Annotated in this window: 23 protein-coding genes; 3 read left to right on the top strand and 20 right to left on the bottom strand. The window is 52.9% G+C overall.

Annotated elements, in window-relative coordinates; genetic code table 11:
• Nucleotides 1–106 precede the first annotated feature (106 nt).
• Nucleotides 107–1150 carry a rod shape-determining protein gene (locus CEK71_RS21090; RefSeq protein ID WP_088621724.1) on the bottom strand — a complete coding sequence of 348 codons (1044 nt, stop codon included), beginning with the start codon at nucleotides 1148–1150 and terminating at the stop codon, nucleotides 107–109.
• 115 nt (nucleotides 1151–1265) lie between these two features.
• Here CEK71_RS21090 and gatC point away from each other — a divergent pair, with 115 nt between their 5' ends.
• The 3 genes from gatC (at nucleotide 1266) to CEK71_RS21075 (ending at nucleotide 4735) form a co-directional block, all read left to right on the top strand.
• Nucleotides 1266–1553 (top strand): Asp-tRNA(Asn)/Glu-tRNA(Gln) amidotransferase subunit GatC, encoded by a 288-nt coding sequence (gatC, locus tag CEK71_RS21085; protein WP_088621224.1) that lies wholly within the window; start codon nucleotides 1266–1268, stop codon nucleotides 1551–1553.
• Nucleotides 1554–1565: 12 nt separating this feature from the next.
• Nucleotides 1566–3017 (top strand): Asp-tRNA(Asn)/Glu-tRNA(Gln) amidotransferase subunit GatA, encoded by a 1452-nt coding sequence (gene gatA / locus CEK71_RS21080; protein WP_088621223.1) that lies wholly within the window; start codon nucleotides 1566–1568, stop codon nucleotides 3015–3017.
• A 512-nt stretch (nucleotides 3018–3529) separates the two neighbouring features.
• On the top strand, nucleotides 3530–4735 hold the full coding sequence (locus CEK71_RS21075) for a C-type lectin domain-containing protein (protein ID WP_088621222.1): 1206 nt from the start codon (nucleotides 3530–3532) through the stop codon (nucleotides 4733–4735).
• A 245-nt stretch (nucleotides 4736–4980) separates the two neighbouring features.
• On the opposite strand, the gene CEK71_RS22950 is transcribed toward CEK71_RS21075, so the two are convergent.
• From CEK71_RS22950 to CEK71_RS20995, 19 genes are all read right to left on the bottom strand, one after another.
• Nucleotides 4981–5184, bottom strand: a complete 204-nt coding sequence (locus tag CEK71_RS22950) for a hypothetical protein (RefSeq protein WP_157679521.1) — start codon at nucleotides 5182–5184, stop codon at nucleotides 4981–4983.
• An 8-nt stretch (nucleotides 5185–5192) separates the two neighbouring features.
• Nucleotides 5193–5315, bottom strand: a complete 123-nt coding sequence (locus CEK71_RS24020) for a hypothetical protein (protein WP_269766583.1) — start codon at nucleotides 5313–5315, stop codon at nucleotides 5193–5195.
• 97 nt (nucleotides 5316–5412) lie between these two features.
• Nucleotides 5413–6171: a sulfite exporter TauE/SafE family protein gene (locus CEK71_RS21070; protein WP_088621221.1), complete on the bottom strand. Its 759-nt coding sequence runs from the start codon at nucleotides 6169–6171 to the stop codon at nucleotides 5413–5415.
• 141 nt (nucleotides 6172–6312) lie between these two features.
• Nucleotides 6313–7203, bottom strand: a complete 891-nt coding sequence (rluB, locus tag CEK71_RS21065) for a 23S rRNA pseudouridine(2605) synthase RluB (protein WP_088621220.1) — start codon at nucleotides 7201–7203, stop codon at nucleotides 6313–6315.
• Between the two features lie 372 nt (nucleotides 7204–7575).
• On the bottom strand, nucleotides 7576–7743 hold the full coding sequence (locus tag CEK71_RS22945; protein ID WP_157679519.1) for a hypothetical protein: 168 nt from the start codon (nucleotides 7741–7743) through the stop codon (nucleotides 7576–7578).
• A 169-nt stretch (nucleotides 7744–7912) separates the two neighbouring features.
• Nucleotides 7913–8968 (bottom strand): group II intron reverse transcriptase/maturase, encoded by a 1056-nt coding sequence (gene ltrA / locus CEK71_RS21060; RefSeq protein WP_232463709.1) that lies wholly within the window; start codon nucleotides 8966–8968, stop codon nucleotides 7913–7915.
• 1363 nt (nucleotides 8969–10331) lie between these two features.
• Nucleotides 10332–11669: a HipA domain-containing protein gene (locus tag CEK71_RS21050; RefSeq protein WP_088621218.1), complete on the bottom strand. Its 1338-nt coding sequence runs from the start codon at nucleotides 11667–11669 to the stop codon at nucleotides 10332–10334.
• Entirely contained in the window at nucleotides 11666–11965 is a 300-nt protein-coding gene (locus CEK71_RS21045; protein ID WP_019866506.1) for a helix-turn-helix transcriptional regulator, read from the bottom strand. The genes CEK71_RS21050 and CEK71_RS21045 overlap by 4 nt, the downstream gene beginning before the upstream one ends.
• An 858-nt stretch (nucleotides 11966–12823) precedes the next feature.
• Nucleotides 12824–14164 (bottom strand): group II intron reverse transcriptase/maturase, encoded by a 1341-nt coding sequence (gene ltrA, locus CEK71_RS21040; RefSeq protein WP_088621217.1) that lies wholly within the window; start codon nucleotides 14162–14164, stop codon nucleotides 12824–12826.
• Between the two features lie 390 nt (nucleotides 14165–14554).
• Nucleotides 14555–15541 (bottom strand): vWA domain-containing protein, encoded by a 987-nt coding sequence (locus tag CEK71_RS21035; protein WP_157679517.1) that lies wholly within the window; start codon nucleotides 15539–15541, stop codon nucleotides 14555–14557.
• Between the two features lie 136 nt (nucleotides 15542–15677).
• A complete protein-coding gene (locus CEK71_RS21030; protein WP_269766624.1) occupies nucleotides 15678–15752 on the bottom strand; it encodes a hypothetical protein in 75 nt (24 codons plus the stop codon).
• Between the two features lie 120 nt (nucleotides 15753–15872).
• Nucleotides 15873–16145 carry a hypothetical protein gene (locus CEK71_RS21025; RefSeq protein ID WP_198328365.1) on the bottom strand — a complete coding sequence of 91 codons (273 nt, stop codon included), beginning with the start codon at nucleotides 16143–16145 and terminating at the stop codon, nucleotides 15873–15875.
• Between the two features lie 38 nt (nucleotides 16146–16183).
• Nucleotides 16184–16336 carry a hypothetical protein gene (locus tag CEK71_RS22940; RefSeq protein WP_157679515.1) on the bottom strand — a complete coding sequence of 51 codons (153 nt, stop codon included), beginning with the start codon at nucleotides 16334–16336 and terminating at the stop codon, nucleotides 16184–16186.
• On the bottom strand, nucleotides 16333–17043 hold the full coding sequence (locus CEK71_RS21020; protein ID WP_088621215.1) for a hypothetical protein: 711 nt from the start codon (nucleotides 17041–17043) through the stop codon (nucleotides 16333–16335). The genes CEK71_RS22940 and CEK71_RS21020 overlap by 4 nt, the downstream gene beginning before the upstream one ends.
• A complete protein-coding gene (locus CEK71_RS21015) occupies nucleotides 17036–17728 on the bottom strand; it encodes a hypothetical protein (protein WP_088621214.1) in 693 nt (230 codons plus the stop codon). The genes CEK71_RS21020 and CEK71_RS21015 overlap by 8 nt, the downstream gene beginning before the upstream one ends.
• Nucleotide 17729: 1 nt before the next feature.
• On the bottom strand, nucleotides 17730–19175 hold the full coding sequence (locus CEK71_RS21010) for a hypothetical protein (RefSeq protein ID WP_088621213.1): 1446 nt from the start codon (nucleotides 19173–19175) through the stop codon (nucleotides 17730–17732).
• A gap of 191 nt (nucleotides 19176–19366) precedes the next feature.
• Nucleotides 19367–19651: a hypothetical protein gene (locus CEK71_RS21005; RefSeq protein WP_088621212.1), complete on the bottom strand. Its 285-nt coding sequence runs from the start codon at nucleotides 19649–19651 to the stop codon at nucleotides 19367–19369.
• On the bottom strand, nucleotides 19648–23901 hold the full coding sequence (locus CEK71_RS23780; protein ID WP_157679513.1) for a hypothetical protein: 4254 nt from the start codon (nucleotides 23899–23901) through the stop codon (nucleotides 19648–19650). Before CEK71_RS23780 ends, CEK71_RS21005 begins: the two co-directional genes overlap by 4 nt.
• Nucleotides 23901–24497, bottom strand: a complete 597-nt coding sequence (locus CEK71_RS20995) for a hypothetical protein (RefSeq protein ID WP_088621211.1) — start codon at nucleotides 24495–24497, stop codon at nucleotides 23901–23903. The genes CEK71_RS23780 and CEK71_RS20995 overlap by 1 nt, the downstream gene beginning before the upstream one ends.
• Nucleotides 24498–24662 lie beyond the last annotated feature (165 nt).

Here is a 24662-nt window from a genome sequence, read left to right as displayed (position 1 = left end):
CAATTCCAGAAAGCCCGGATCAATTTGCTCAATTTCCTGTTTTAGGTCTTCTTTCGTGATCATCTGCTTAAGCCCTTCGCATTTACCTTGCGCTAACCCAGCCTGGCTATTCCAACGAGAATGTCGACACGCCTTTTTTATCCAGCATTTCCAGCACCATGCCGCCGCCTCTGGCAACACAGGTTAAGGGGTCGTCGGCGATGAACACGGGCAGGCCGGTCTCTTCGGCGATCAGGCGGTCAATGTCTTTCAGCAAAGCACCGCCTCCGGTCAGGTAAATGCCTCGGTTAGCGACATCCGCGCCCAGTTCCGGCGGGGTTTGTTCCAACGCGACTTTAACCGCGCCGACAATGCCGGATAGCGGCTCTTGCAGGGCTTCGAGGATCTCGTTGCTGTTCAGCGCGAAACTGCGCGGCACACCTTCGGCAAGGTTACGGCCTTTGACTTCAATTTCCATCACCTCACTGCCCGGATAAGCGGTGCCGATTTCCATTTTAATGCGTTCGGCGGTGGCTTCACCGATCAGCGTGCCGTAATTGCGGCGCACATAGTTGATGATGGCATCGTCAAAACGGTCGCCGCCGATGCGCACCGAGTTGGAATAAACAATCCCGTTAATGGAGATGACCGCGACTTCCGAGGTGCCGCCGCCGATGTCCAGCACCATCGAACCGCAGGCCTCATCCACGGGCAGACCCGCGCCTATCGCCGCTGACATTGGCTCTTCAATCAGATAAACTTCCCGCGCCCCGGCCATGGCCGCCGATTCTTTAATCGCCCGCCGTTCCACTTGGGTCGAGCCGCACGGCACACAGATCAAAATCCGTGGGCTAGGGCGCAACAATTTGCTTTTATGGACCTTTTCGATAAAGAACCGCAACATGCGTTCGGTGACGGCAAAATCGGCGATTACGCCGTCTTTTAAGGGCCTTATGGCGGTGATATTGCCGGGGGTGCGGCCTAGCATCCGCTTGGCATCCATACCCACCGCAGCGATGGTTTTGGAGCCGCGTATTTTATCTTCTTTAATAGCCACCACAGACGGTTCGTTGAGTACGATGCCTTGACCCGGAATATAGATCAAGGTATTAGCGGTTCCTAAGTCAATGGAAAGATCGTTTGAAAAAAGACCGCGAATTCGTTTGAGCAGCATTTGTATCGGTTTCCTTGGGGGAATAAAAATGCTACTACTGTATCAATCAAGCAGGTATTTGGGCAAGATATAAAGTATCATATTTAGATTGCTAGCTTTTATGGAGTAAAAAATGTCGTTGACGGCGGATGATGTAAACAAAATAGCGCACTTGGCGCGTCTGGGGATTGATTCTCAAGATATTGAATCCTATACAAAAGATTTATCGGGGATGCTGGATTTAATGACCCAAATGAGCAAACTGGACACCAGCGGCATTGAACCGATGGCGCACCCTTTAGATCAGGTGCAGCGGCTACGGGCGGACGCGGTGACCGAAGCCGACCAACGGGCGCACTTTCAGGCACTGGCCCCGCAAGTGGCCGACGGCCTGTATCTCGTGCCAAAAGTTATCGAATAGACGGAAGCCCTTATGCACACACAATCAATCAGCCAGTTAGCCCAAAGCTTGCGGTCGGGCGCGTTCTCCAGCGTCGAACTGACCCGCCATTATTTACAGCGTATCCAAGCGCATCAGGCACTTAACGCCTATATCACCGTCACCGAAGCCCAGGCTTTAGAAGCTGCCGCCACCGCCGACCAACGGCTGGCGGACGGCACGGCGACCCTGTTAACGGGTATCCCCATCGCCCAAAAAGACATTTTTTGTACCCTAGGCGTTAAGACCAGTTGCGGCTCAAAAATGCTCGACAATTTTATCGCCCCTTATAACGCCACCGTAGTGGATAACTTCAACCAGGCCGGGGCCGTCTCGTTGGGCAAACTCAACATGGACGAATTCGCCATGGGTTCTTCCAACGAAACCAGCTTTTATGGCGTAGTACGCAACCCCTGGAACCCCGACACCGTGCCGGGCGGCTCGTCCGGCGGCTCAGCCGTCGCGGTTGCGGCAGGTTTGGCGGTCGCGGCGACGGGAACGGACACCGGCGGCTCTATCCGCCAACCCGCCGCCTTGTGCGGCATCACGGGCCTGAAACCGACTTATGGCAGAGTCTCCCGCTATGGCATGATCGCTTATGCCTCCAGCCTCGACCAAGGCGGGCCAATGGCGCGTAGTGCCGAAGACGCGGCGGTGTTGTTGCAGGTGATGGCGGGCTTTGACGGCAAAGACTCGACCAGCGCCGACCTGCCGGTGCCAGATTATCTGGCGGCCTTAAACCAACCTTTAAGCGGCCTAAAAATCGGCCTGCCGAAAGAGTTTTTTGGCGAAGGCTTAGACAGCGGGGTCGCCGAGGTGATTATGGCGGCAGTGGCCGAATACCGTAATCTAGGCGCACAAGTCATTGAAGTTTCCATGCCGAACCTCAATCTGGCGATTCCGGCCTATTATGTCATTGCCTGTGCGGAAAGCTCCGCCAACCTGTCGCGCTATGACGGCGTGCGCTTTGGCCACCGCTGCGCCAACCCGCAAGATTTGACCGACTTGTACACCCGCTCGCGCGGCGAAGGTTTCGGCAAAGAAGTCAAACGACGGATTTTAATGGGGACTTACGCACTGTCGGCGGGCTATTACGATGCCTATTATCTGAAAGCCCAAAAAGTTCGCCGCCTGATTAGCCAAGACTTCCAGCAAGCCTTAGCCCAGGTTGATGTCATCATGAGTCCGGTCACGCCGACCACCGCTTTCGGTATCGGCGAAAAGCTCGCCGACCCGATTGCCATGTATCTGGCCGACATTTACACCATCGCCATTAACCTAGCGGGCGTACCCGCCATGTCCATTCCTGCGGGCCTAAGCGGTGGCCTGCCCGTCGGCCTGCAACTGATCGGCAACCATTTCAGCGAAGCGCGGTTGCTGAACATCGCCCACCAATACCAGCAAGTGACTGGCTGGCATACCTTAACGCCGCCGGGCTTTGCCTAAGGGTCAATTTTAAGGTGCTTGCCCGCACGGGCAAGCACCTGCCTTTCATCTCCCCTACCCTGGTTCCGCCAGGGATTAACCGACGCGGCGAGCAGCGGGCCACCCGCCAACATTTCGATGCCTTTGGGTAATTACTGTTATCCCAAGGCAATGCGTTCTTAAACCAGTCACCTGAAATACTGGACTGCCGCAGGTTTTACTTGTTGAGGGCGTTGGTTGCTGCTGCTAGGTATTACACTGCATTTTTCGCATTTCGGCGTTAAATTTGCAAAAAAATGTCTTAGCCGCGTTGCCTCTAAAAATATCCTAAATTATTTTTATTTTAACTATCAAAGACCTATTTACTCTATTCTTACTTTTGTGAGTTATTCACTTTTTAAGTGGTAGTTGTTCATTTTATTGCCCGTTTTGTTGTTGTATAGTCCCCAAAAGCGGTTTTAGGTTTAGGGTGAAGCCGAGCTTCATCAAGCCAAGAAGGGCATTTGCACTTTCACACCACCAGAGAACGGGCTATGACACACAAACAACTGATCGCAGTGGCCGCTTTAGCGGCAGCATTACTGACTTTTATCGGTGGGGTTCAAGCCGATTCAGGTAAGATAACTAATCCTGACAATAACCATAGTTACCAGCGTTTTGATACCCTGGTGACGTGGGAGGCGGCAAGAACCGCTTGTGCAAGCTTATCCGGGCATTTGGCGACGAGTACCAGTGCCTCGGAAAATACTTGGATCAACACCAACATGGCATCCGGCATAGCGGTATGGTTAGGCGGCACGGATGCAGCCAAAGAAGGGACTTGGCAATGGCTGACCGGAGAAGCTTGGAGTTATCAGAATTGGGCGAGCGGAGAACCTAATAATGCTGGCGGCGGCGAGAATTTTCTGATGATGAATTTTCCGGGGAAAACCGCCGGAAGTTGGAACGATTACGGCGGCCCTGGCAACAACAGCACCAAGACTGTCGCTTATCTGTGTGAATGGGATTCGCCATATACCTGTGATAAAGATTGTCCCGCCCCGTTTGTTAAAAATGAATTCTGGACAACGAAATACGGGCCTGCCGCTGCCAATATCGTTTTATCGAAAAGCAATTTCTTGGCCTGTTCGTCCCCATCTTACGCGCTTTGTTATTACTCTGGCCCACCCAGTAGTGACCCTAACGTCCAATCATTGCCTTGCACGGTCTCCCCAACCGATCCGAGCGTTGCAGACTGCCGTTGCCCGGTAGAGTCGGGCGCGTCTTATGTCGATATTAACTCGATTCGGAATACCGAAGCTTACATTGAGACCATCCGCACTTGTGGCATAACGGGTGCGCTGTGCAAAAATATGGAAAACGAAAAATCGGGCACCGCATTGTTGACTGCCCCGGTCTGCGATTATTTGCAAGCCAGCGCCGACGGCACCCCTATGGAACCCAAGTCTGAGGTCATTTCCACATTCAGCACTGTCCAAATTTCCGGCTATCACCTAGGACAGACCGATTGCGCTACGCCCGCTACTTATGCCGGGTGTATGACCGCGTCCTGCACTTATGAATTGGATGCCAATAATAATAAGACAGGCTTTGCCCAATGCAAATGCCCACTTTATACCGGGCCTTATCAAGTTGGGCAAAATCGCGCTAGCTGCGATGCGGGCAGCGGTTATGTCTGGTCGGCGGCGTTTGCCCCCAATCCTGTCCAATTGTCTGCCCCGACCCCTAAAAATAAATAATGGTAGGGCTGCCACGATAATGCTATGAAGAAAACGTTGTCTCAAGGCTTTGGCGGCGGCTTTTACTTGGTCAAGCCCTGAGGTGAGGTTTAAGGCAAAGAGTTGGCTAAGGAGGATCGTGCACGAAATAAAGCCTATTGTAGAGACGAGGGGCTGTTCCCTGAGCGGAGCCGAAGGGAGCGGCTCTTTCGGCTCCGCTCAGGGACTGAAAGGTAGAATCGGATACGCTGAAGTGTCATGAACGCCTACTTAATTTTATGCACGTTCCTAAGTTGCGGAATTAGCCAACCCAAACGCCCTGACAAATCGGCTTGACGGATGCCTTGCGCGAGCATTTCACGGTATACGCCCAACTTAGCACAGACCAACGCTGACGGCCTTACGGTTGGCAAACCTGCCGATGCTGAGGGTTCTGGCAACGCTTTATGGTCATCAACATAAAAAGACAAGGCGGCTTCTAATGCGTCAACCGCATGGCATCATCTTTATTGATGCCAAAGGTAATGGCTTCGGGAACGTCTGGAAATATCACCCACACTGTGCCGTTAGCAGAGATTAAGGTAACGGGGCAATCAAACATAGCGGCGCCTTATTTTAAACCAAGCTGGCGTTTAATGGTGGTTTCGATACCTTTACCAAATTCTGCCGTACCGTGCATAAGAAGGACAGACTGCTAATCACCCCAGCAACAACTTTAACCCCACCAACACCGTGACAATTTCAAAGCTGCGTTTAATCCATTTGTTGCCTTTTAAAATCGCCAGATGCGAGCCCAAGTAACCGCCGACAAACGAGCCGAGCAGCAGTACCGGAATCCAACTCCATTGCACGTCCGAGATCAGCGCCAACACCACCGCACCCGCACCGTTCCAAAACATACCGACAATGATAAGGGTATAGGCCAAGGCGCGCTTATAGTCCATACCGAACCAGCGCACCAGAATCAGGGTGGCGAACAGCCCGGTGCCGGAGGCGATGGAGCCGTTTAAAAAGCCGACCACGAATAACAGCCCGCCACCGACGATAAAGCCGTGACAGTCGCGGTGGTTAGGCGCGTAGTGTTGGCCGAGTTGCTTTTGCAGGTAAGAATACACGCCCAAGCCGATGGTCAGTAGCGCCAAGGCCAGTTTGGCAGGGGCTTCGGGGATGTTAACCACCGCGCAGGAGCCGAGGATAACGGCGGGGATGCCGACCACAAACATAAACACAGCGAAATTTTTTTCCACCAGGTCTTCTTTCATATAGCGCACTGTGCCGCCCACACCTAAGGCGACCGAGGCGATTTTATGGGTGGCAAGGGCGACGCTAAACGGCAGGCCTAAAAAAATCAGCACCGGAAATTGGATCAGCCCCGCCCCGCCGCCCGCCAAGGCAGAAAAGGTGTTGGCAATCAGCGAAGAGATTAAAACGACAACTTGTTCGAGGATAGGGTTCATAACGGGGGCGGTGAAAGTGGGGCCAGAGACAAGCGGCAAAGCGGTTGGGTTTGGAGTGCAAAGGCCTAAGAACTAAAAACGTGTACAGGCTTTTAGGCCTTAGGTCGGGCAGAAAAGCGTGTCCGACCGACTTCCAATCCCTTACTCTGCCGCCTTAGCCAAGCCGGCAAACTCAAACAATAATTGTTGTTCTTTTTCGTTAATCTCATACACCGCGCCCGTGCGCAGGGAGTCGGGCAATACCACCGGCCCGTAACGGACACGCATCAGGCGGCTGACCACGACGTTTTGCGATTCCCATAAGCGCCTGACCAAGCGGTTACGGCCTTCGGTAACGATGACGTTATACCATTTATTGGCCCCTTCACCGCCGCTAAAGTAGATTTGGTCAAACTTAGCCAAGCCGTCTTCCAATTGCACACCTTCTTGCAGGGTCGCTAAGGTGGCATCGGAAACGTGGCCTAAGATACGCACAGCGTATTCGCGTTCGACTTCGGTAGACGGGTGCATCAGGCGGTTGGCGAGTTCGCCGTTATTGGTCAGCAGTAGCAAGCCGGAGGTATTAATGTCCAAGCGCCCGACGGCAATCCACCGCCCGGTCGCCAATTGCGGCAAGCGGCGGAACACGATGGGGCGGCCTTCGGGGTCGCGGCGGGTGACGACTTCACCAGTCGGCTTATGGTAAAGCAGTACGCGGGTGGGTTGTTCGGCGAATTTTTCCCAGTTAATCACCCGGTCATTAATCTGCAAATGGTCGCCGGTATGCAGGCGCGTACCTAAAGTGGCGGTGATGCCATTGATTTTTAGGCGGCCTTCGGCAATCCATTTTTCAATTTCACGGCGTGAAGCGACCCCACCCCGCGCGAGGATTTTTTGCACCCGCTCGCCGGATTCGGGGTGCGGAGGGGCTTTTGCCGCCGGTTTGTGGCTGGGCTTGGCACTGGGCCTATCGGCGCTGGGTTTGGTGGCGGCGGGCGCGGGCCGTACGGATGGGCGCGGGCGTTGGCCAGGGCTGGTGGGTTTGTTTTTCACAGTATACCTATGTGGGGTTGTGGTGGGTATCAGGCAAGCGCGGCGGCTTGTGGCACTGATAAGAATAGGGTCAAAATATGTTATCGGCAATTGTTAGCAGACGCTAAGGAACGGGCATAAAATTAAATAGGCTCTCCATTACATCTCTGCGTGTTAAATCCCACCCTTCCTGAGCGAAGCCGAAGGGCTCCTTTTCGCAGGGGAGGGAGCTTATGCCTTCTCCGTCATATATACCTCAAACGGCCAAGTGCAAAAGGTACGCATAGCGTACCCTACGGTGAATTGTAAAAGCCGAAAACCTGGCCGTTCACAGTATAGACGGAAATCAAGGGGAAAAAGCCCCTCCCCCTGCCTTTACAAGTGTAGGTTTTCTTACCCTCCACCCCCTTCTGCGTAAACAGCCAAAGTCACGCCGTTGATTTCCGTCAAACCGGGCCATGCCTCAGGCCGCCCCGGTTTGACGGGCAGGAGTTGGTGGTTCAGCAAGGCGGCGACAATCAAAGACCAACCGTGTTGGAAAATGCCGCGCTGGCCTGCCATGCTTCAATATGCCCAATCCACTTCTTTGATGATGCCATCGTTATTCCCCATACAAAAGGGCAAGGATGACAGTTCGTATCAGGTTTGCCTAGGTGGATTGGCTAGACGTTTACCTTGAAGATGACGATAGGCATATTCCATCATAGCCTTACCACCCTGAACCCTCAAACTAGCCAAACGAACATTCAGTTCCTATAAGTTTCTTCTGAATGCGCTCACGCTGTGTCTTATGACTCACCACAAAGTTACCTTTACGGCTACGTCCCACATAGTGCGTGAAGCCTAGGAAATTGAAGGTTGGTGGGCGACGATGCCCATCCTGTTTGCAACGCGCTTGCGCCAAGTGTCCGAACCGATAAATGGCTGTTTTACTTGGTTCTGCCTCAAGGTCAAATTGCGCCAACCGAATCTTTAATTCTTGCAAGAATCGTTTGGCATCATCTTCCCATTGGAAGCAGGCGACAAAATCATCCGCATACCTCACCAACCGTGCAGTACCGTGACATGTCTTCGCATAGCGTTTTTCAAACCACATATCCAATACATAGTGCAGGTAAATATTGGCAAGCACGGGCGAAACCAATCCGCCTTGCGGAGTGCCTTGCTCACTTGCCTTAAATACGCCATCTTCCAGCACCCCCGCCTTGAGGAATCGGTCGATAATCCGTAGCAGTCTCGGATCCGAAATTCGATGTGCTAAGAAACGCCTTAAATGATCATGGCTGACGTTGTCAAAGAATCCTTTAATGTCTGCCTCTACGATCCACTGCGTGCGCTCTATCGTAATGATTTCCGCTAAACGTTTTAGCGCTTGGTGCGCATTTCGCCCTGGACGGAAACCATACGAACAGTCTCGAAACTCCGGTTCCCAGATCGCCTGCAAAATCAGACTCGTCCGATCTTGTACGATCCTGTCTTCAAAGCTGGGAATTCCCAATGCGCGGCGGCCGCCGTTCGACTTGGGTATAAACACTCGCCTCACCGGCTTAGGCCGATACCCTAAACGGCGCACTCTGGCCGACAAATCCTTCAGCCTTTCCGGCAGTCCATAGCCCCCATAGTCTGCCTTGCGCATCCCATCAACCCCGGGCGCCTTGTTTGCCGCTTGGCGCTCGAAGCTCTCATTTAATCCATCGGGATCAAACAGCATCCCTAACAGCGAATTGTATTTTCGCTGTGGATTATCACGGACCCACTGTGTGAAATGAATAATTTGTGTTGTCATGAACAGAGTCCGCCCGGTGTCGGGTCATGTATCCATTACCCATTATCTCAAACCGATGCCCCTTCACTCCATCCGAATTACCAGACTTCATTGCTACTATAGGCATCTCCGACTTCCAATGGACTCCGCCTCTATTCTCGCTGTTTAGACTTGGCAAGAGGTGCGCTTGTGCGCCGACCATTGGATCTCCCTGGTTACTGCATAAACTCAATGTAAAGCTCGATACGGACTGAGATCCCGGGATGGTTGCCATAGCTCGCCTATACGCTATGACACCTGTTGCCTGCTAGCTTAACCAAACTATCGGCCTTATCCAATGCGGTTATTTCGGGACTTTATCCTTCAGGGTCAGCTTCACCTGTTACCTTTGCGCCTCGCTTCCTTTCGTGCCTACGCATCAAGCACATCGTTACCGATATGCCTGCATGGCTCGATACCAGGCTCGTGGCTAGCGATTACCTGGGCGGGATTCACACCCGCTAGTTTATGCAGCCTTGCCAGGCCGCAACGGTTAATTATCCCCAACAAATCGCCCATGCCCGCAAACTTATAGAGCAAGGCGGACACCACGACATTGTGGAAAAATCCCTAGGCGTTTCACAGCGGACGCTTTACAGGTGGTTAGAAAAATAAGCTTTATTCGGTTCTCGGAACAAGCTTTATCAACCGTCTGGTTATGACATCATCAAGCTTTCTCTTCACTTGCTTAAACAATTCATGCGGCAAAAGTCCATAACATGCGCTGTTTACATCGCCATATTTGGCCTACCGTAAGGATTCGTGCGTAAATTGATAGTTGAGCAGTATTAGGTCTAAACAAAAGACCAATTCAATCTGTCCGAAAGGGATGTACGAACTATAGCAGGTGTACGAAATACATTTAGCCTACTTTCGTACACCACAAAAAGGCCTGTCCGAAACCGTTCGGTTTCGGACTACATAGTGCGGTTAAAACGGCAGGATTGTAGGCGGGATGCGGGTTGCAGGCCACTACTATCAATCTACGCACGAATCCTTACGGTCGGTCTAGTAGGCCTGAAGGGGCATACGGACTGCACGGGCGACTGCATTTTTGTCTATCGCTATTTCATTTTTCATGTTCATGGTCTCCCTGATTATTCAGCTAAATCGCTAACTGGCGCAGTAGGTAAAAATGGGGTCTGCCAAGCAGCCTACTCGAAAGCCGTCGGCCACGACCGCCTGCTCCTGGCCGTTCTGAAACATTCAGCTACCCAACGTTTACCAATTCCCAAATTGGCTGATTTGACTATTTTACATTCCAGTATCGTAACGGAATTTGCAAACTGAACAGAACGTTCGTCCAGGCCGCCATCAGCATGAAAACCCCTCGCGCCGCCTTTTTTCACTTCAGCAAGTCACGAGAAACTTTCGGGATTTCAGCCACAAGCTTTTGTGCATTACCGCATTGCTGCAAAATAATATCCCCTATCCCCTCCAACACAGATGGATTGGCCCCGGATTCCAATAGATCGTTCTGCAACCTCGGCCAGACGCTGCAAATGTTGTCCGCCAGTTGTTTTAATTCACGGCTGACCAGTTTGGGATTGAGCTGGCATTCGTAGGCCATCAACGCCCAGTCATACGCCGTCAATGTGGTAGGGTTAAAATTGTCGCCAATAGCCATCGCCAAGGTATCGGAAATGCCGTCTCCGGCATAGAGCAAACAACACACTAAATCATAGGCCGGCGCCAAGCTCAAGCCGCCTGCGTCCATAAAGAACGACAGGTTTTTGCCATGGGCATCGGTATTGCCTATCAAAACCTGGAAGATCGCCCAATGCAACAAGGCCAAGCGGTCGATGGCGGGTTTTGAACTGGCGTGGGTCAATAAGGCAAACAACTTGGGCAAAGACGCGCCATCGCGCAGATGTTGCACATCCCGACTATCGCCATAAGGGCGCTCATATTTCATGCTGACACCGAACCCTAAGGCTTGGCAACTATCTATGCAGTGGAGCCGCTGCACGCCATCGGCTTTGCTGATCCGGTCAAAGCGGCAGATTAGCACCACAGGTTCGGGTAGCCATTCCAAGCGGATGTCCGCCGTTGGCAAACCCACGGTCTGAGCCAGCCGCATACAAGCCAGTTCATTGCTGGTCATGCCTTGCAGGCGGGTGCGTAGTGGTTCGGGTTTGAGGATATGGGTAGAAGCCAAGCGGTCGCCGTCGACCAGATACCAGCACTGGTTTTCTTCCAGCACGGCAATCTTGTCCTGGTGTCCGGCAATCGACAGCCGGACTTTGCCGTCCCAGACCGTGAACGCCTCTTGCGGGCGGGAGCGGATGCGTTCGGACAATTCATCCCGGCTGAGCAAGCGTTTTGTGGTTTCCCGGTGGGCGAGCAATGGCGGATCAGCCAAGCTGAGCGACAACGCCCCGGCGGTTTCTTGCCCCAAGGCGATCAGCAAACCCATCAGATTGGATTTCGACACTTTGTTGGCTTGCGCCGCATCATCCAGTGCCTGGCCTTCCGGCAACAAATTCTGGAAAAACTGCCGGACAGTAGCGCTGTGTTGTTCGAGTGGGATCGCTCCGGCATCTAAAGGCAAGGCCGGGCTTAACGGGAAGCGGATGTCTTTTGCCAGCCAATCCGGTGCATAAGCAAAAGCAAACAGGCCGCTAGCGCTGTCTAGGCTGAGCCAACCGAGCAAATCCCCGTTGACTGTCACATCCAGCTTCATAGTGGCGGCTGGGTCAGGTCAGCCAAACGCCGACGGGCATTATCGCGTTGTGACGGCGGCAAGACGAACAGCGACACGCCCAAGCCTTGCGCCACTTGCAGGATTTTACCGATACTGACTCCTGGTTGGCCGGTTTCAATATCAATCAAAGTCTGCAAGGCAACACCAATGCTTAAGGCCGCATCGACTTGGCGCATACCCGCTTGGGTGCGGGCGGCACGGATCGCCGCACCCAAGGTGGCCGGGTTGTCAAGACAAGGGTCGGCAGGAAAGGCCGTAGGGATGACACGCTTCATATAAACCTCCAATACTGGATTTATAGAGGCAATGCCTGATCGTGTCAATTAAAAACTACCATAATAGAGTTTATTGGTTAAGGTAGGCTTTCATTTATTAAAGTCCATTATAGAGGATTTTATTGATAGCCGGATGATCCTCCTAAGTGTAACGGCTTGCAATTGAAATCGGGCGGGCTCGCATTTATCGACTCCGGCTTGCATTCCATTGGCTTGAGCTCAAATTATCCGCAAATGAAAATCGGGCAGATCATCGACCGCAAGATATGTATTTTATGGGTATAGCCTATTTACCATGATCAAAAAAACGAACGTATTTTTGGTACTGAAGCTTATAGGCCAAAAAAACCAGATTTTGGCAGATTTAAAGCCATTTTTCATACCATAAAATTCATATACGAAATCAAAGTACCAAACATGAAAATGGAGTTGAGTTTCGTTGCACAACTTTCAAGAAAATGGACGTAACATTTACAACGCCATGAATTGCAATAGGCTTAAAATTTTATGGCCTCAAAATTAAGGAATCGTTGTCGTACCCCAATATCGGTGAGGCTACCGTCTACAGAATCCTGGCTGCCAGAAAAAAAGCTGACGTGTGAATGTTTCAGCCATAGAGGAAATGAAGCAGCGGCAGGTTCATCCGAACATGAATTTTAAAACAGAATCGATGTTCTTAATATTCAATGTGTTACAAATAATTTTATTGCCTGTTTTAAAATCGGTATTTCGTCTGTAAGCCACTGATACCAAGGGCTTCAGGGGCGCCTCAGGACAAACCGTTCTTTTGGAGAGTAGCGGCAGCGATCTCATTTTCATGATACGCGCTACCGCCCTCGCAGAACCGGACTTGGAGTGTTACACCATCCGGCTCCCAGCTTGAGTCATCCACCATGGTGACGGGTAAAGGTTGCGAACAATACATGTTCGAGGAAGATAGTGATTTATAGCCTCGCCAACCTGCTGCCAAGTAAAACTTCGGCGTTGGCTTCGACGATTCAGCCACTTAAACAGGAGCCGTTGTACTTGATACCGATATTGACGCAAGCTCCTGCTGTTTCCACTGACCCCAAAATACTGGATATGGCCTTGAAGATGACGATAGGCATATTCCATCATAGCCTTACCACCCTGAACCCTCAAACTAGCCAAACGAACATTCAGTTCTATAAGTTTCTTCTGAATGCGCTCACGCTGTGTCTTATGACTCACCACAAAGTTACCTTTACGGCTACGTCCCACATAGTGCGTGAAGCCTAGGAAATTGAAGGTTGGTGGGCGACGATGCCCATCCTGTTTGCAACGCGCTTGCGCCAAGTGTCCGAACCGATAAATGGCTGTTTTACTTGGTTCTGCCTCAAGGTCAAATTGCGCCAACCGAATCTTTAATTCTTGCAAGAATCGTTTGGCATCATCTTCCCATTGGAAGCAGGCGACAAAATCATCCGCATACCTCACCAACCGTGCAGTACCGTGACATGTCTTCGCATAGCGTTTTTCAAACCACATATCCAATACATAGTGCAGGTAAATATTGGCAAGCACGGGCGAAACCAATCCGCCTTGCGGAGTGCCTTGCTCACTTGCCTTAAATACGCCATCTTCCAGCACCCCCGCCTTGAGGAATCGGTCGATAATCCGTAGCAGTCTCGGATCCGAAATTCGATGTGCTAAGAAACGCCTTAAATGATCATGGCTGACGTTGTCAAAGAATCCTTTAATGTCTGCCTCTACGATCCACTGCGTGCGCTCTATCGTAATGATTTCCGCTAAACGTTTTAGCGCTTGGTGCGCATTTCGCCCTGGACGGAAACCATACGAACAGTCTCGAAACTCCGGTTCCCAGATCGCCTGCAAAATCAGACTCGTCCGATCTTGTACGATCCTGTCTTCAAAGCTGGGAATTCCCAATGCGCGGCGGCCGCCGTTCGACTTGGGTATAAACACTCGCCTCACCGGCTTAGGCCGATACCCTAAACGGCGCACTCTGGCCGACAAATCCTTCAGCCTTTCCGGCAGTCCATAGCCCCCATAGTCTGCCTTGCGCATCCCATCAACCCCGGGCGCCTTGTTTGCCGCTTGGCGCTCGAAGCTCTCATTTAATCCATCGGGATCAAACAGCATCCCTAACAGCGAATTGTATTTTCGCTGTGGATTATCACGGACCCACTGTGTGAAATGAATAATTTGTGTTGTCATGAACAGAGTCCGCCCGGTGTCGGGTCATGTATCCATTACCCATTATCTCAAACCGATGCCCCTTCACTCCATCCGAATTACCAGACTTCATTGCTACTATAGGCATCTCCGACTTCCAATGGACTCCGCCTCTATTCTCGCTGTTTAGACTTGGCAAGAGGTGCGCTTGTGCGCCGACCATTGGATCTCCCTGGTTACTGCATAAACTCAATGTAAAGCTCGATACGGACTGAGATCCCGGGATGGTTGCCATAGCTCGCCTATACGCTATGACACCTGTTGCCTGCTAGCTTAACCAAACTATCGGCCTTATCCAATGCGGTTATTTCGGGACTTTATCCTTCAGGGTCAGCTTCACCTGTTACCTTTGCGCCTCGCTTCCTTTCGTGCCTACGCATCAAGCACATCGTTACCGATATGCCTGCATGGCTCGATACCAGGCTCGTGGCTAGCGATTACCTGGGCGGGATTCACACCCGCTAGTTTATGCAGCCTTGCCAGGCCGCAACGGTTAATTAACCCCGAAACGCGAGTCCGTTGGTTTTCAGTCGAGGCCGCATAGCCGAACACTCGGGAAACCGCGATGCCCGGATCAAGTTCGAATTCCAGCACGACAGAACGCGCCAATGTCCCAGACAGGCCTGCCAGCTCCTCATTGAGGATGCCTGGAATCGAGTCGCTGTTTTTGATGAAATGGTAATCACCGCCGCCTTCGTCGGCGACTCTGGTCATGAGACTTTCGTTGTAGTCCAACCCGACACCTAGGGTCGAAACGCTGACACTCCGATCAAAACCCTGTTTGGCACGGGCGGACAGCATCTCAGGCCGCTGTTCGCCCACATTGGCGAGGCCGTCGGAGAGCAGCATGATATGGGCGATGTCTTTTTCTTGCCGCTCCGCCGACTCCAAAATTTCCAGTGCTTGGTAAAGGGCCGGCCCCAAAGCCGTGCTATCCCGGGCCTTAACCTTCAATAGCTGGGTCCGCAACGACTCCCTGCCCGTTGCGTCTACAGGTAGCCGCTTTTCCAGTACATCCACCAGAGTGTCATAAACCACTAAAGTTACCCTATCCTTTTCATTAAGCTGTCCGAGCAAATCCAGCGCGGCCCGTTTAGCGTCATCCAGCTTCTGGCCGCTCATGCTCCCCGAACGGTCTAACACTAAGGCTAAGTCCAGCGGTGGCCGCTGTTTTCCCGAAGCGCCGCCTGCCTTGAGCCGAACCATAACATAGAGTTCACGGGCGGCTTTCTCAAGGATAGGGTCGAATTGGGGAATGACTTCGATGGTCAGAGGGTCGGTGCTGGCAGCCACGGCACTTTCCTTGCCCTGCCCGGTATCTGCTTCTTGTCCGGCATCTGCGGGATATGGACGCACCATACAGCCCGCCAGGAGTGTAACTATTACTAACACGGATAAAATGAAACTGGTCTTGAGTCCTAACATCACAATTCTCCATTGAAACGAAACTTGACATCAGGCTGAGTCTACACGATTTGCGTTAGTGGCTAAACTCCTATTCCCTAAAGTTCTCAAACGGAAGCGGCATTTCCAATTTTTCTTCCCGCAACATTTTAATAACATCCTGCAAGTCATCGCGTTTTTACGGGGTACAGCCGACATACATGTAAAAATAGGACATAGCAGCTATCCTAAAGAGGCCATGCAAAATTCAATTGCAACCGGCTATCTTTCCATCCCGTCGACGATATTAATTTTTACGAGAAGCGCTTCGTTTTTCAGCGATGTGGGAAAAAAACTTCCGTCTACCTACCCCCGCAATCTCACAAACCTCGGCAGCGGTTTTGTCTGAGTTTTCGTATAAGATTCTGGCATTTTCCAATTTTTCCGGGTCAGTTTTAGGTCTTCCGCCCGTTTTGCCCCGCGCTTTAGCCGACGGCATCGCCGACAAGCCCGTCGCCGTTGCAAAGCCTTGATTGCAGATCAGGTAGTCTGTGTAGAGTTCTATTTTTTCTTTTTCCATCCGTCAATGATACTCTTTTTGGGATGGGGTGCGTAACATCAGTTAATAAATGCGTCATTATCTTCGCCTAACGCTATCACGACATGCTGGGCCTTGTCCGGCAACGCCGCCCCGACCGACTCCAAACAAGGCCGAATATCCCTGCCCCACGCCCGGCAAGTATGGGTAACCACAGCAAGGCTTAAGCTCATGCTGACAAGTCCCCCTTAACGTACCAGGCGTTGGTGGCGCACTTAACTAACTCAATAAAGCTGTATTGGTCGCGGCATTTCAGCCCCGGCGTGGCGTTCAGCGTCACCCCGGTGTCGGCCACCAGCACCGTTTGCCCCGCACCGATTTGGATGATTTTCACCGCACTGCCCACGGCAATGGCGGCGGTGCTGTTGTTCGGCACGGTCACGCTGTTGGCGGTGGCTTTGTTCATGGTCACTATCGGCAAACCGTTGGCGGCGTTACAAACATCGCCCACCGTTAGGGTATGGTCAGTGCTGTAAGCGTTAAAGGTATAGGTGTCGGGTATCGGTTGGAACAGGTATGTCAAATCCGACCATGCCGCCGCACCGTCGCCGATTTTAATCTTCGGCGGGTTAATTCCCAGCGTTATAGCCATTTCCCCACGGCCTAAAATCGGGTCATAACTGGCCCAATTGCTTGGCGTGTCGGCACGGAACAGCACCCGTGCCTTTTGCGGCTGGCTAATGCTCCAACTGCCCGGCGTTTGGCCGGGGGAATTGTTTAATGCCCTTACCGATGCGCCGACCGGACAATAATTTCCGCCCAGCGTCCCGGCCACCGAAACGAACCATTGGTCATTCGCCAAAATAGCCCCGCCGGAACCCGAACCGCCCGTGGCCGGAAACAAGTTGCCGGACGCATTATAATTGCCGCGATTAGCCATCTGCGCCTTCTCCAATATAAAAAAGTGTGAAATCATCGGTGGCCGCGCCGCTTTGCGCCACCAGCAGGTCAGGTGCCACAGTCGCCGCCCCATAGCCGTAAATCAGCAGCGGCTCCGGCGACGACGAACGGAACAGCACCACCGTCCGTGCCGGCACGATAGACAGGGCGATTTTCCGCAAAATCTCCAGATAAGGCTGGCCGTCCAAGGGAATAGTCACCAGCACCCGCGAGGTCAAAAAAGCCGCGCCAATGTCAATATCGGGGTTTTCCGACAATAAAAACGCGTCGTTCGGGTAGTTGTCGGCGGTAGCCTTAGGATGCCAATACGGCTCTATGGCGTAGCCCTCTTTATAGATGATTTGCAGCAACGTCCGCAGCATAAAAAAGCCGCGCTTTTGCCGGTGCGTCCACGCCCACGATTTATGGATCAGCCGGATTTGCGTGTCGTCCAACAGCTGGTTAATCACCGACACCCCCAAGCCGTCCAAGGCCTTCCTGACCAAGGCTATCGACCCCAGTTGCGGGTTGGCCAGCACGTTGGCATCGAAAAAGTCAGCCGCCAAATTGGCCGCGAACAGGTCGCTGATAATGGCTTGCACATCCGCTTCCGCCCCATCAAACGCCCCGCCGTTTAGCAGCGGCTTTAGCGTCGGCAACACCCCATTGCTGAACCCTAAAGCCATGTTATGCCCCCCAGCCGCCCGCAAACACGTTGCTTTGCGTCACCGTAACGGTCACGCTGTCGGGACTGGCGAACCGCCACAGCTCAGGCCGGAACGCCCCCACCAATTCCGCCACCTCCACGCCCAAAAAAGCGTTTCCGGCATTGGTTTCGGGGGCTTTATCCTTCAACAGCGCGTAAATCAGCCGCTGAATAGGCTTACCCGCATGGTTCCCGGCGGCTTGCCCAAACGCCGTTAAAATGGCCTGTGTTATCTTTGCCGCCACCACATCGGTGTTATGCGCGGTCGATACCCGCGCGGTCACATTGATAATAATCTTGCTGGTAACAGGCGTGTACAGCTTGACCTTATAGCTGTCGTCGGCGGCAAGAATCAGCTCTTTAATGGCAATTTGCCGCGCCGTCGGGCTTAGCACCTCATCAGGTTGCACAGGGCTGGCCGGATCGGCTTGGCTTAACAGCTCTTCGGTCGTGTCGTAACAGGCCACAAACAGCGTGTTGATATTATCCAAACTGCCGCCCCGTGCCGCCTCTTCAATGGCTTCATTCCAAACCGCCAAAAACGCCAAATCGGGGTATTTTTTCCGCACCAAAAACTCAAACTCGCCCAAAAACACCGCCGAATCGTCATAAATCGCCGGATATTTGCATAACGTCCTTAAGGTCGCCATGCTGGCCGGATTGTCGCCGGAATACAGCACCTGATTAAGGCTCAACTCCACCAACGCCAAATTCACGCCCGGTTCCGACGTGATTAGCGAAGCCAAGGCAAACGGCGAGTTGGCTTTTAAGTCCAGCTTGCCGACCGTCCGCGTCGTGTAAATCTTGAACGGGTCGCCCGCCTGCACCTGTACCCCGGCCACACCGTCCACGCCAAACCGGATATAGGCTACCCCGACATCATCAAATTCAACCGTGTAAATTTTGTCACCGGGCAAAGCGTTGATGTAGTTGTTCCGGTACCCGTAAGGGTTGTCGTCGTTATCCGTTACCGTCAACGTGTACAGCGTCGTGCCGTCGTCAGGATCAGGCAAGGCGATGGCATAAAAATCGGCGGTGGCCGTGGCGGTATGGGTAAAGTTTTGCGCATAATATTGGTCGGCATCGATAAAGCCTGTACCCGGCGATAACACACCGCCCGGTTCCGTGGCCGCTGGTAACGTGGCCGGTACCGTCACGATATACGGGTTGCTGTCAGAATCCAGCACCACCCGCCCCGCTTCCAGCGTAACAGGCACAAGGTTACTGTTTTGCACCGCCGACCGTACCCGTCCCGGCGTGGCCTTCCTGACAATGCCGCGCATCGCGGCTGCCGCCAAGACCGTCGAATCCCGCACCTTGTCGAACGGCTCCGCTAAAGCCAAATCAAGTTGCTGGGACAACATAGCAAGCTGTATCGCCATCCCTTCCAGCAAAACGGTCAGGCGCGGGTCGTTAGCCCGATACAACGCCGCCGCCGTCGGGTATAGCTAAAGCACAATAAAATGATGTCGTTCGTGGCGAGCCTGTCGAACCATCATAGCCCTTCGACAAGCTCAGGGCGAACGGTTTTACAATCAACTTATACTGTATTAGCTATAGTTGTCGATATTAAGCGCAACTTGGGCTAAAAAATCGTCTTTCGTCAGCATATCAGCCCTTAACCACTCGTAATCGGAAACAGTGAGCCATTCACGTCAACATACAAATCTAAACCGTCACCGCCCCTAGGCACGGCATAAACGTTGACCGAACCGGACGGCAACACTTGTAAAATAGGCAGGTCGTTAAGCATTTTCTTGATAAAGTCGTTGGCGATACCTTCGCTGTTCGGTTCGCCCAGCAAATCGGCGGCATTATTGCCGAAACCCGTACCCAAGCGGCTGTTTTGCGGCGTTGCCAGCCAATATGTCACCATCGCGGTCAAATCGTCGCCCGTAATCACAACGTACCGCCTATGCCGCCATTGACGATATGGGCGATTTGCCTATCCGGCACATCCTGCCCCACATCACCGTTAACCACCGTAGTCTGGGCAGTCTGTTGGCTGTTGGCATTGGTGTTCATCGCCAACGGCACGGTAATCTCCGGGGCTTTGGCGATGGCTGGCGGCGGGGCAATGGCCGGGGCGGCAGGCGGCGGCGTAGGGCAACAACACGCCACAGCGGGCGCGGCGGCAGAGCCGTACACAGATAAGGCACTTTGCGCCACCGTGGCCGTAGCGACCGTATCCGTATTCGCCGCCATGGCAGGGTTTGTCCGGGCGGATTCTTCCGGCGACACTTGGGCAGGTGCGGCAGGTGCGGCAGGTGCGGCAGGTGCGGCAGGTGTAGCAGGTGCGGCAGGTGTAGCAGGTGTAGCAGGTGTAGCAGGTGTAGCAGGTGTAGCAGGTGTAGCAGGTGTAGCAGGTGTAGCAGGTGTAGCAGGTGTAGCAGGTGTAGCAGGTGCGGGCTGACCTGTACCCTCCTGCTTAGGTTCCCGCTTAGGTTCCGGCAGGGGTTCCGGTTTGTTTGCCGCCGCCACCAACGGGGCCGCCATGGCAGAATCTTTTTTGGCTGTATCTTCCTGTTTACCAGTAACGGCTTGCAGCTCTTTCAACCGTGCCGAAAACAGTGCCGCATCTTTTTTATTGGCAAAACCAATATCCAAATGCCCGGCGGTCGCCTTATCGGAAGGGTGCAGATATTCATCATCCACCTTCACCTTAACGCCAATTTCAGCGGCCAACTGCTGAATTTTCGCCTGCATGGCGGCGGATTCTTTGGCGTTCTTAAGCACCAAGTCCATCTTTAGGCCTTTGGTATGCCCCGAACCCTTGGCATTTTCTTGGTGATAAGTATCGTTAAACGCAGAAAAGTACCCGACATGGTCGCCAAACTCACCCTGTATCAACCTAGCCAAATCCATTGTGCCTTCTTCAGCCTTACCGCCAGCCGTCGCCTCGGCACTTTTTATCTTCAGCTTATTCAGCGGCACGGTTTTAAATGCCGCCCCACCTTGTGCGGGTTCAGCGGCAGTGTCCGAACTTGGCGGGCTAGATGGATTAGCGGCAGGCACGGCATTAGGCGCAGCACCGCCCCCCGGTGTCGCTAGCCGCTTCTCAATAGCCGCCACCGTTTCGGTCATCGCCCTAGCCCCTTCCCTCGCCATTTTCTTAGTGCTAGTGCCGTTGCCGTCGGCTGAGGAAATGCCGGACTTAAATAACTTATCCGCCCCACCGGAACCCTTTAAGCTCGCGGCCCTGGCATAAGCGGCGATCAGTTCCGGCGATGTCCCGTCTATGGCATGAGACCGCAGCCCTGATTTTACATTTTTATTGGTATAAGTAACAAAAGCCCGGTCTTGCATTACCTTATCATGCAAGAAAGTATTTAACCCGCCCTCAATCTTCCAATTGGCCGGATTACGCAAAAACGCCTCATGCCCGCCCGTCGTGCCGTCGGCTTTGCGCTTCATGTACCAACTTTTACCCGCCGCATCCCGTGCCGCCTTGATCTTTTCGGGACTGGAATTTAACAACCCGGCTTCATACAACGCTTCGGCACCGAACTGGTACTGCCCAAAATACCCTTGCCTATTATCGGCATCAACCTGCCCAGAGCTTTCCGTCGCGGCGGTGTTCCCAGCCAAGGCACGGGTTTGGATGTCAGTAAGTCCGGTAATTTGCCCGCCGCCTTGAAAATTCAGGGCATGGTCAACCTCATTAAACCCCGCTTGGTTATATTTTTTCCCGACATAAGCGGCGGCATCGTCCGTCTTATCTAAAACCCATTCCTTAGCCGTTTGCAACGCATCACCGACGGCACTTGCCGCTTTGCCCGCTTTTTCGGCAGCAGCTTGGGCGGCCCCTTTAATATCAATGCCGAAATGATCATTTATAAAATTGGCAAACGCCTCAAAAATGTCGCCGACATGCGTTATTAGGGTATCCCACTTTTCCTTAAACCACGCCCATAAGTCGGTGGCGGCTTTAATGACAGGCGCAAACTCTTCTTTTGCCCATTGCCAAAAACTTAATGCGGCATCCCCGGCTTCATTAAAAAGCGATACCGCCTTGTCCCACGTTTCCCTGATAAACTGGGCGGCTTCCGGGAAGGTCTCGGCAAACAACGCAATGGCGCGGTTAAAGCCTTCCATAACATACGAACCGACCTTCGCAAAAAACGCCCGCCCTTCCTGGATAAACAGCCCCCACGCCAACGCCGCAGCGGCGGCTATCGCCAAACCGATAGGCGAAAACACCACGCCGAGTATGGCCCCTAAGGCGGGCAAGATAATAGCCCCCAACCCTGTCAAAGCCGCCCCGATAATCGGCAAGGCCATCGACACCAAACCGACAATACCCGCCACAATGGCCGCGCCAATACCTAGCAGCATCCCCAAAAAACCGCCGCCGGAACCGTCCGATATATCCGCGTTTTCGCTGTCCCCTTTCAACTTTTTACGGATGGCGATCAAGTCTAAGCGCATTTGCTTGGTGTGCGCCCAAATCTCATGGATGTCTTTCAGCATCCGCGCCTTGGCCGCTTCCTCGCGCCTATCCTTACGGCTCTTGCTGATAGCCTTGGCTATCGCCAACGGCATGGTCACGGGCAACAAAACCAACTTAACAAGACTGCCTATCAGCTTGCCCCAAAAAGTGCCGTTTAAGGCAACATCAATCGCTTTAAGGTGCTTTACTCCAGTAGAGCCGTCACTATGGACGTTTTGCAGCTCGGCCAATTGCCGTACAAAAACATTTTGCTCAGCGGCGGGCTTAGTGCCGCCCAACAAGCTAAGAAACCGTCTTTTCAGATTTGGTTTAGCTGCCCTCTGACGGTTACCATAACTGCCCTGCCCTGTAGTCTCTGACACTGTACGGCTAGCTTGATGGCTAGCTTGCCGAAACGCCCCGTTATCACGCCCCACCCGCTGCAATTCCAGCACCACCCGGCGCAATAAAACGACCGCGTTATCTGGGGTGCGTCCGCTACGCTGATAGCGGTAACGGCGGTCAGGATGAATGACAGGCTCAGACGGCATTACCGTACTGGCCGACAACATCTGTTGCCGTCTTTGCAAAGACGGTTCGGCACTTATCTCCGTGCGCCCTTCCCTTACCGCATCAGGCGCATTTTGCAAGCTGCCCAAATCGGTTTCGATAGTCTGCTGTCTTACACGGCGGCGGACACGCGGCGGGCTTGCCGTTTCTGGTGCATCTGTAGAACCACCCGTTTCTTGTTGCCGACGCGCTGCGGCATCACCACTCAAATGCCCAGGAAAGGCCTTTGCCGCACCAACCGCCCCGCCAATGGCATCAGAAGCTACCCCAGCACCGCCCTTAACACCCTTTAAAGCCGCCCCGCCGACCGCCGCTGCAATATTAACAACAGGCTGGGCAATATTTTTCAGCTCTTGAGCCGACTTTAACAGCGGGTCTGTTTCTTCCACATCCAGTTGGGCATTAGCCGCCAACGCATCTGCAATTTCCCTAACCGCATTTAGTCCGGTTTGACGTTCGCCGGGCGTTTCCTTACCACCATCGCCTGATACAAATCTGCCATGCCTATCCCTATTTTTGCCATTGGCAATATCGGCATCCTTTCCGCTGGACGCACGGCCACGCCCTAAAACAGGCTCGGCAACGGGCCGGCTGCTGGCGACAAAACGCCCCTGCCCGTCCCGAAGGCGACCGTCAACCAAAGACCTACGCCCGCCCGTTGCCGTTTCAGTTTCGGCTTGAGGCAAAACGTCCGCATGGGGCGCACCGGTGCGCTCTAAAATAGGTTCGGCAATCGGCTGATGGTTGGCAATAAAACGGCCTTGCCCATCACGAAGCCTAGAGGGCTGGTTTAAAGCCTCCCGACGGCGTAGCGGCTCCTGCCGCTCACCATTGCCAGAATTATTATTAAAATGGTTGCTTGTATGGCTATTATCGGCAATATTTACGGCATTATTAGGCAAAGGCCCTGATAATTGCGTATCGGTACGCACAACAACAGGCCCAGAAGGCGACGGCTGCCCGGACGGCAAAGGCCGCGCCGTCACCTCGTTTTGTCCGGCGTTCTGCATCCCGACTTGCCGGGCAATATCACCGACCAACCCCTTAATATCGGCAATCCCGTCATTAATGTTTTCGAGTAGCCGGGTATCCCTAAGATTGGCGGCATCCCCCGTCAAAAAGCCGTCGGCATCATGTGGTAACGTTCCTGCCATCAAATGCCCCTATAGCTATCAAGTTGCGTAAACGTCATGGTAATTTCTTCCAAGCTATTTTCACGGCGGCTTAAAGATGTTTCGATAGTGGCCGGACGAAAAAGACCTTCATCGGCATAGCCAAAAGGGGCGGTATCATCAACAACCGCCGAATGGATGACGCTTATCGTAATGGCATAATCAGCCGGAACACCAACCGTGCCGTCTGGATTGGTAGCTTTAACGCAATGATCATTAAACCATTGCTTAATAAACCCATCTTTGGTATCTAATGTAGTTAACCTAAGCTCTGTAGGTTCAGAAGAGCTTACAGAATCAACAGTTGCTGAACCGACTTTATGTTTTTCACCGCTCAAACTTTGCGCCGAATAGCTGGCCTCAGTGCAAAAAAGGTTGAAAGATGTGCTGACATCACCGTATAAATTGCTTTTCACACGGATTAAGAACAGATTGTTTTTAGCAAATTTGGTAGCCAAAAACTCTAATGTAATATCCTTGGCTTTTAATGGCGTTATATCGCCAAACAGCTCATTGGGGCTATAGCTAATCCGATATAAAAAGATGTCCTGTAACCGCCCCAGTGAAGAGGTCGTCAACGGAACATCGTGCTTGGTTGCGGATGGATTTAAGCTGTGCCCATTTGTGTTCGATAGGGTTAAGGTCTGTGGATACCCAACGGGTTAAGCCCCCTGCCCTTCAATCCATAATGTCGGTGCCGCCGCCCGTCGTCGGCACCGACATTATGGATTGAAGGGCAGGGG

The sequence above is a fragment of the Methylovulum psychrotolerans genome (assembly GCF_002209385.1).
Taxonomy (GTDB): Bacteria; Pseudomonadota; Gammaproteobacteria; order Methylococcales; family Methylomonadaceae; genus Methylovulum; species Methylovulum psychrotolerans.
The sequence above is the reverse complement of the archived record's forward strand: the minus strand, read 5'-3'. Positions and strand labels throughout refer to the sequence as shown.

Excerpts from the sequence above, each read along its gene's own strand:
- CEK71_RS21045 (WP_019866506.1), bottom strand. The coding sequence starts at position 11,965 with ATGAAGCGTGTCATCCCTACGGCCTTTCCTGCCGACCCTTGTCTTGAC.
- gatC (WP_088621224.1), top strand. The coding sequence starts at position 1,266 with ATGTCGTTGACGGCGGATGATGTAAACAAAATAGCGCACTTGGCGCGT.
- CEK71_RS21025 (WP_198328365.1), bottom strand. The coding sequence starts at position 16,145 with ATGGAAAAAGAAAAAATAGAACTCTACACAGACTACCTGATCTGCAAT.
- gatA (WP_088621223.1), top strand. The coding sequence starts at position 1,566 with ATGCACACACAATCAATCAGCCAGTTAGCCCAAAGCTTGCGGTCGGGC.
- CEK71_RS21035 (WP_157679517.1), bottom strand. The coding sequence starts at position 15,541 with ATGGTGCGTCCATATCCCGCAGATGCCGGACAAGAAGCAGATACCGGG.
- CEK71_RS22940 (WP_157679515.1), bottom strand. The coding sequence starts at position 16,336 with ATGAGCTTAAGCCTTGCTGTGGTTACCCATACTTGCCGGGCGTGGGGC.
- CEK71_RS23780 (WP_157679513.1), bottom strand. The coding sequence starts at position 23,901 with ATGGCAGGAACGTTACCACATGATGCCGACGGCTTTTTGACGGGGGAT.
- CEK71_RS21015 (WP_088621214.1), bottom strand. The coding sequence starts at position 17,728 with ATGGCTTTAGGGTTCAGCAATGGGGTGTTGCCGACGCTAAAGCCGCTG.
- ltrA (WP_232463709.1), bottom strand. The coding sequence starts at position 8,968 with ATGACAACACAAATTATTCATTTCACACAGTGGGTCCGTGATAATCCA.
- CEK71_RS21070 (WP_088621221.1), bottom strand. The coding sequence starts at position 6,171 with ATGAACCCTATCCTCGAACAAGTTGTCGTTTTAATCTCTTCGCTGATT.
- ltrA (WP_088621217.1), bottom strand. The coding sequence starts at position 14,164 with ATGACAACACAAATTATTCATTTCACACAGTGGGTCCGTGATAATCCA.
- CEK71_RS22945 (WP_157679519.1), bottom strand. The coding sequence starts at position 7,743 with ATGGCAGGCCAGCGCGGCATTTTCCAACACGGTTGGTCTTTGATTGTC.
- CEK71_RS21050 (WP_088621218.1), bottom strand. The coding sequence starts at position 11,669 with ATGAAGCTGGATGTGACAGTCAACGGGGATTTGCTCGGTTGGCTCAGC.
- CEK71_RS21020 (WP_088621215.1), bottom strand. The coding sequence starts at position 17,043 with ATGGCTAATCGCGGCAATTATAATGCGTCCGGCAACTTGTTTCCGGCC.
- CEK71_RS21075 (WP_088621222.1), top strand. The coding sequence starts at position 3,530 with ATGACACACAAACAACTGATCGCAGTGGCCGCTTTAGCGGCAGCATTA.
- CEK71_RS24020 (WP_269766583.1), bottom strand. The coding sequence starts at position 5,315 with ATGTTTGATTGCCCCGTTACCTTAATCTCTGCTAACGGCACAGTGTGG.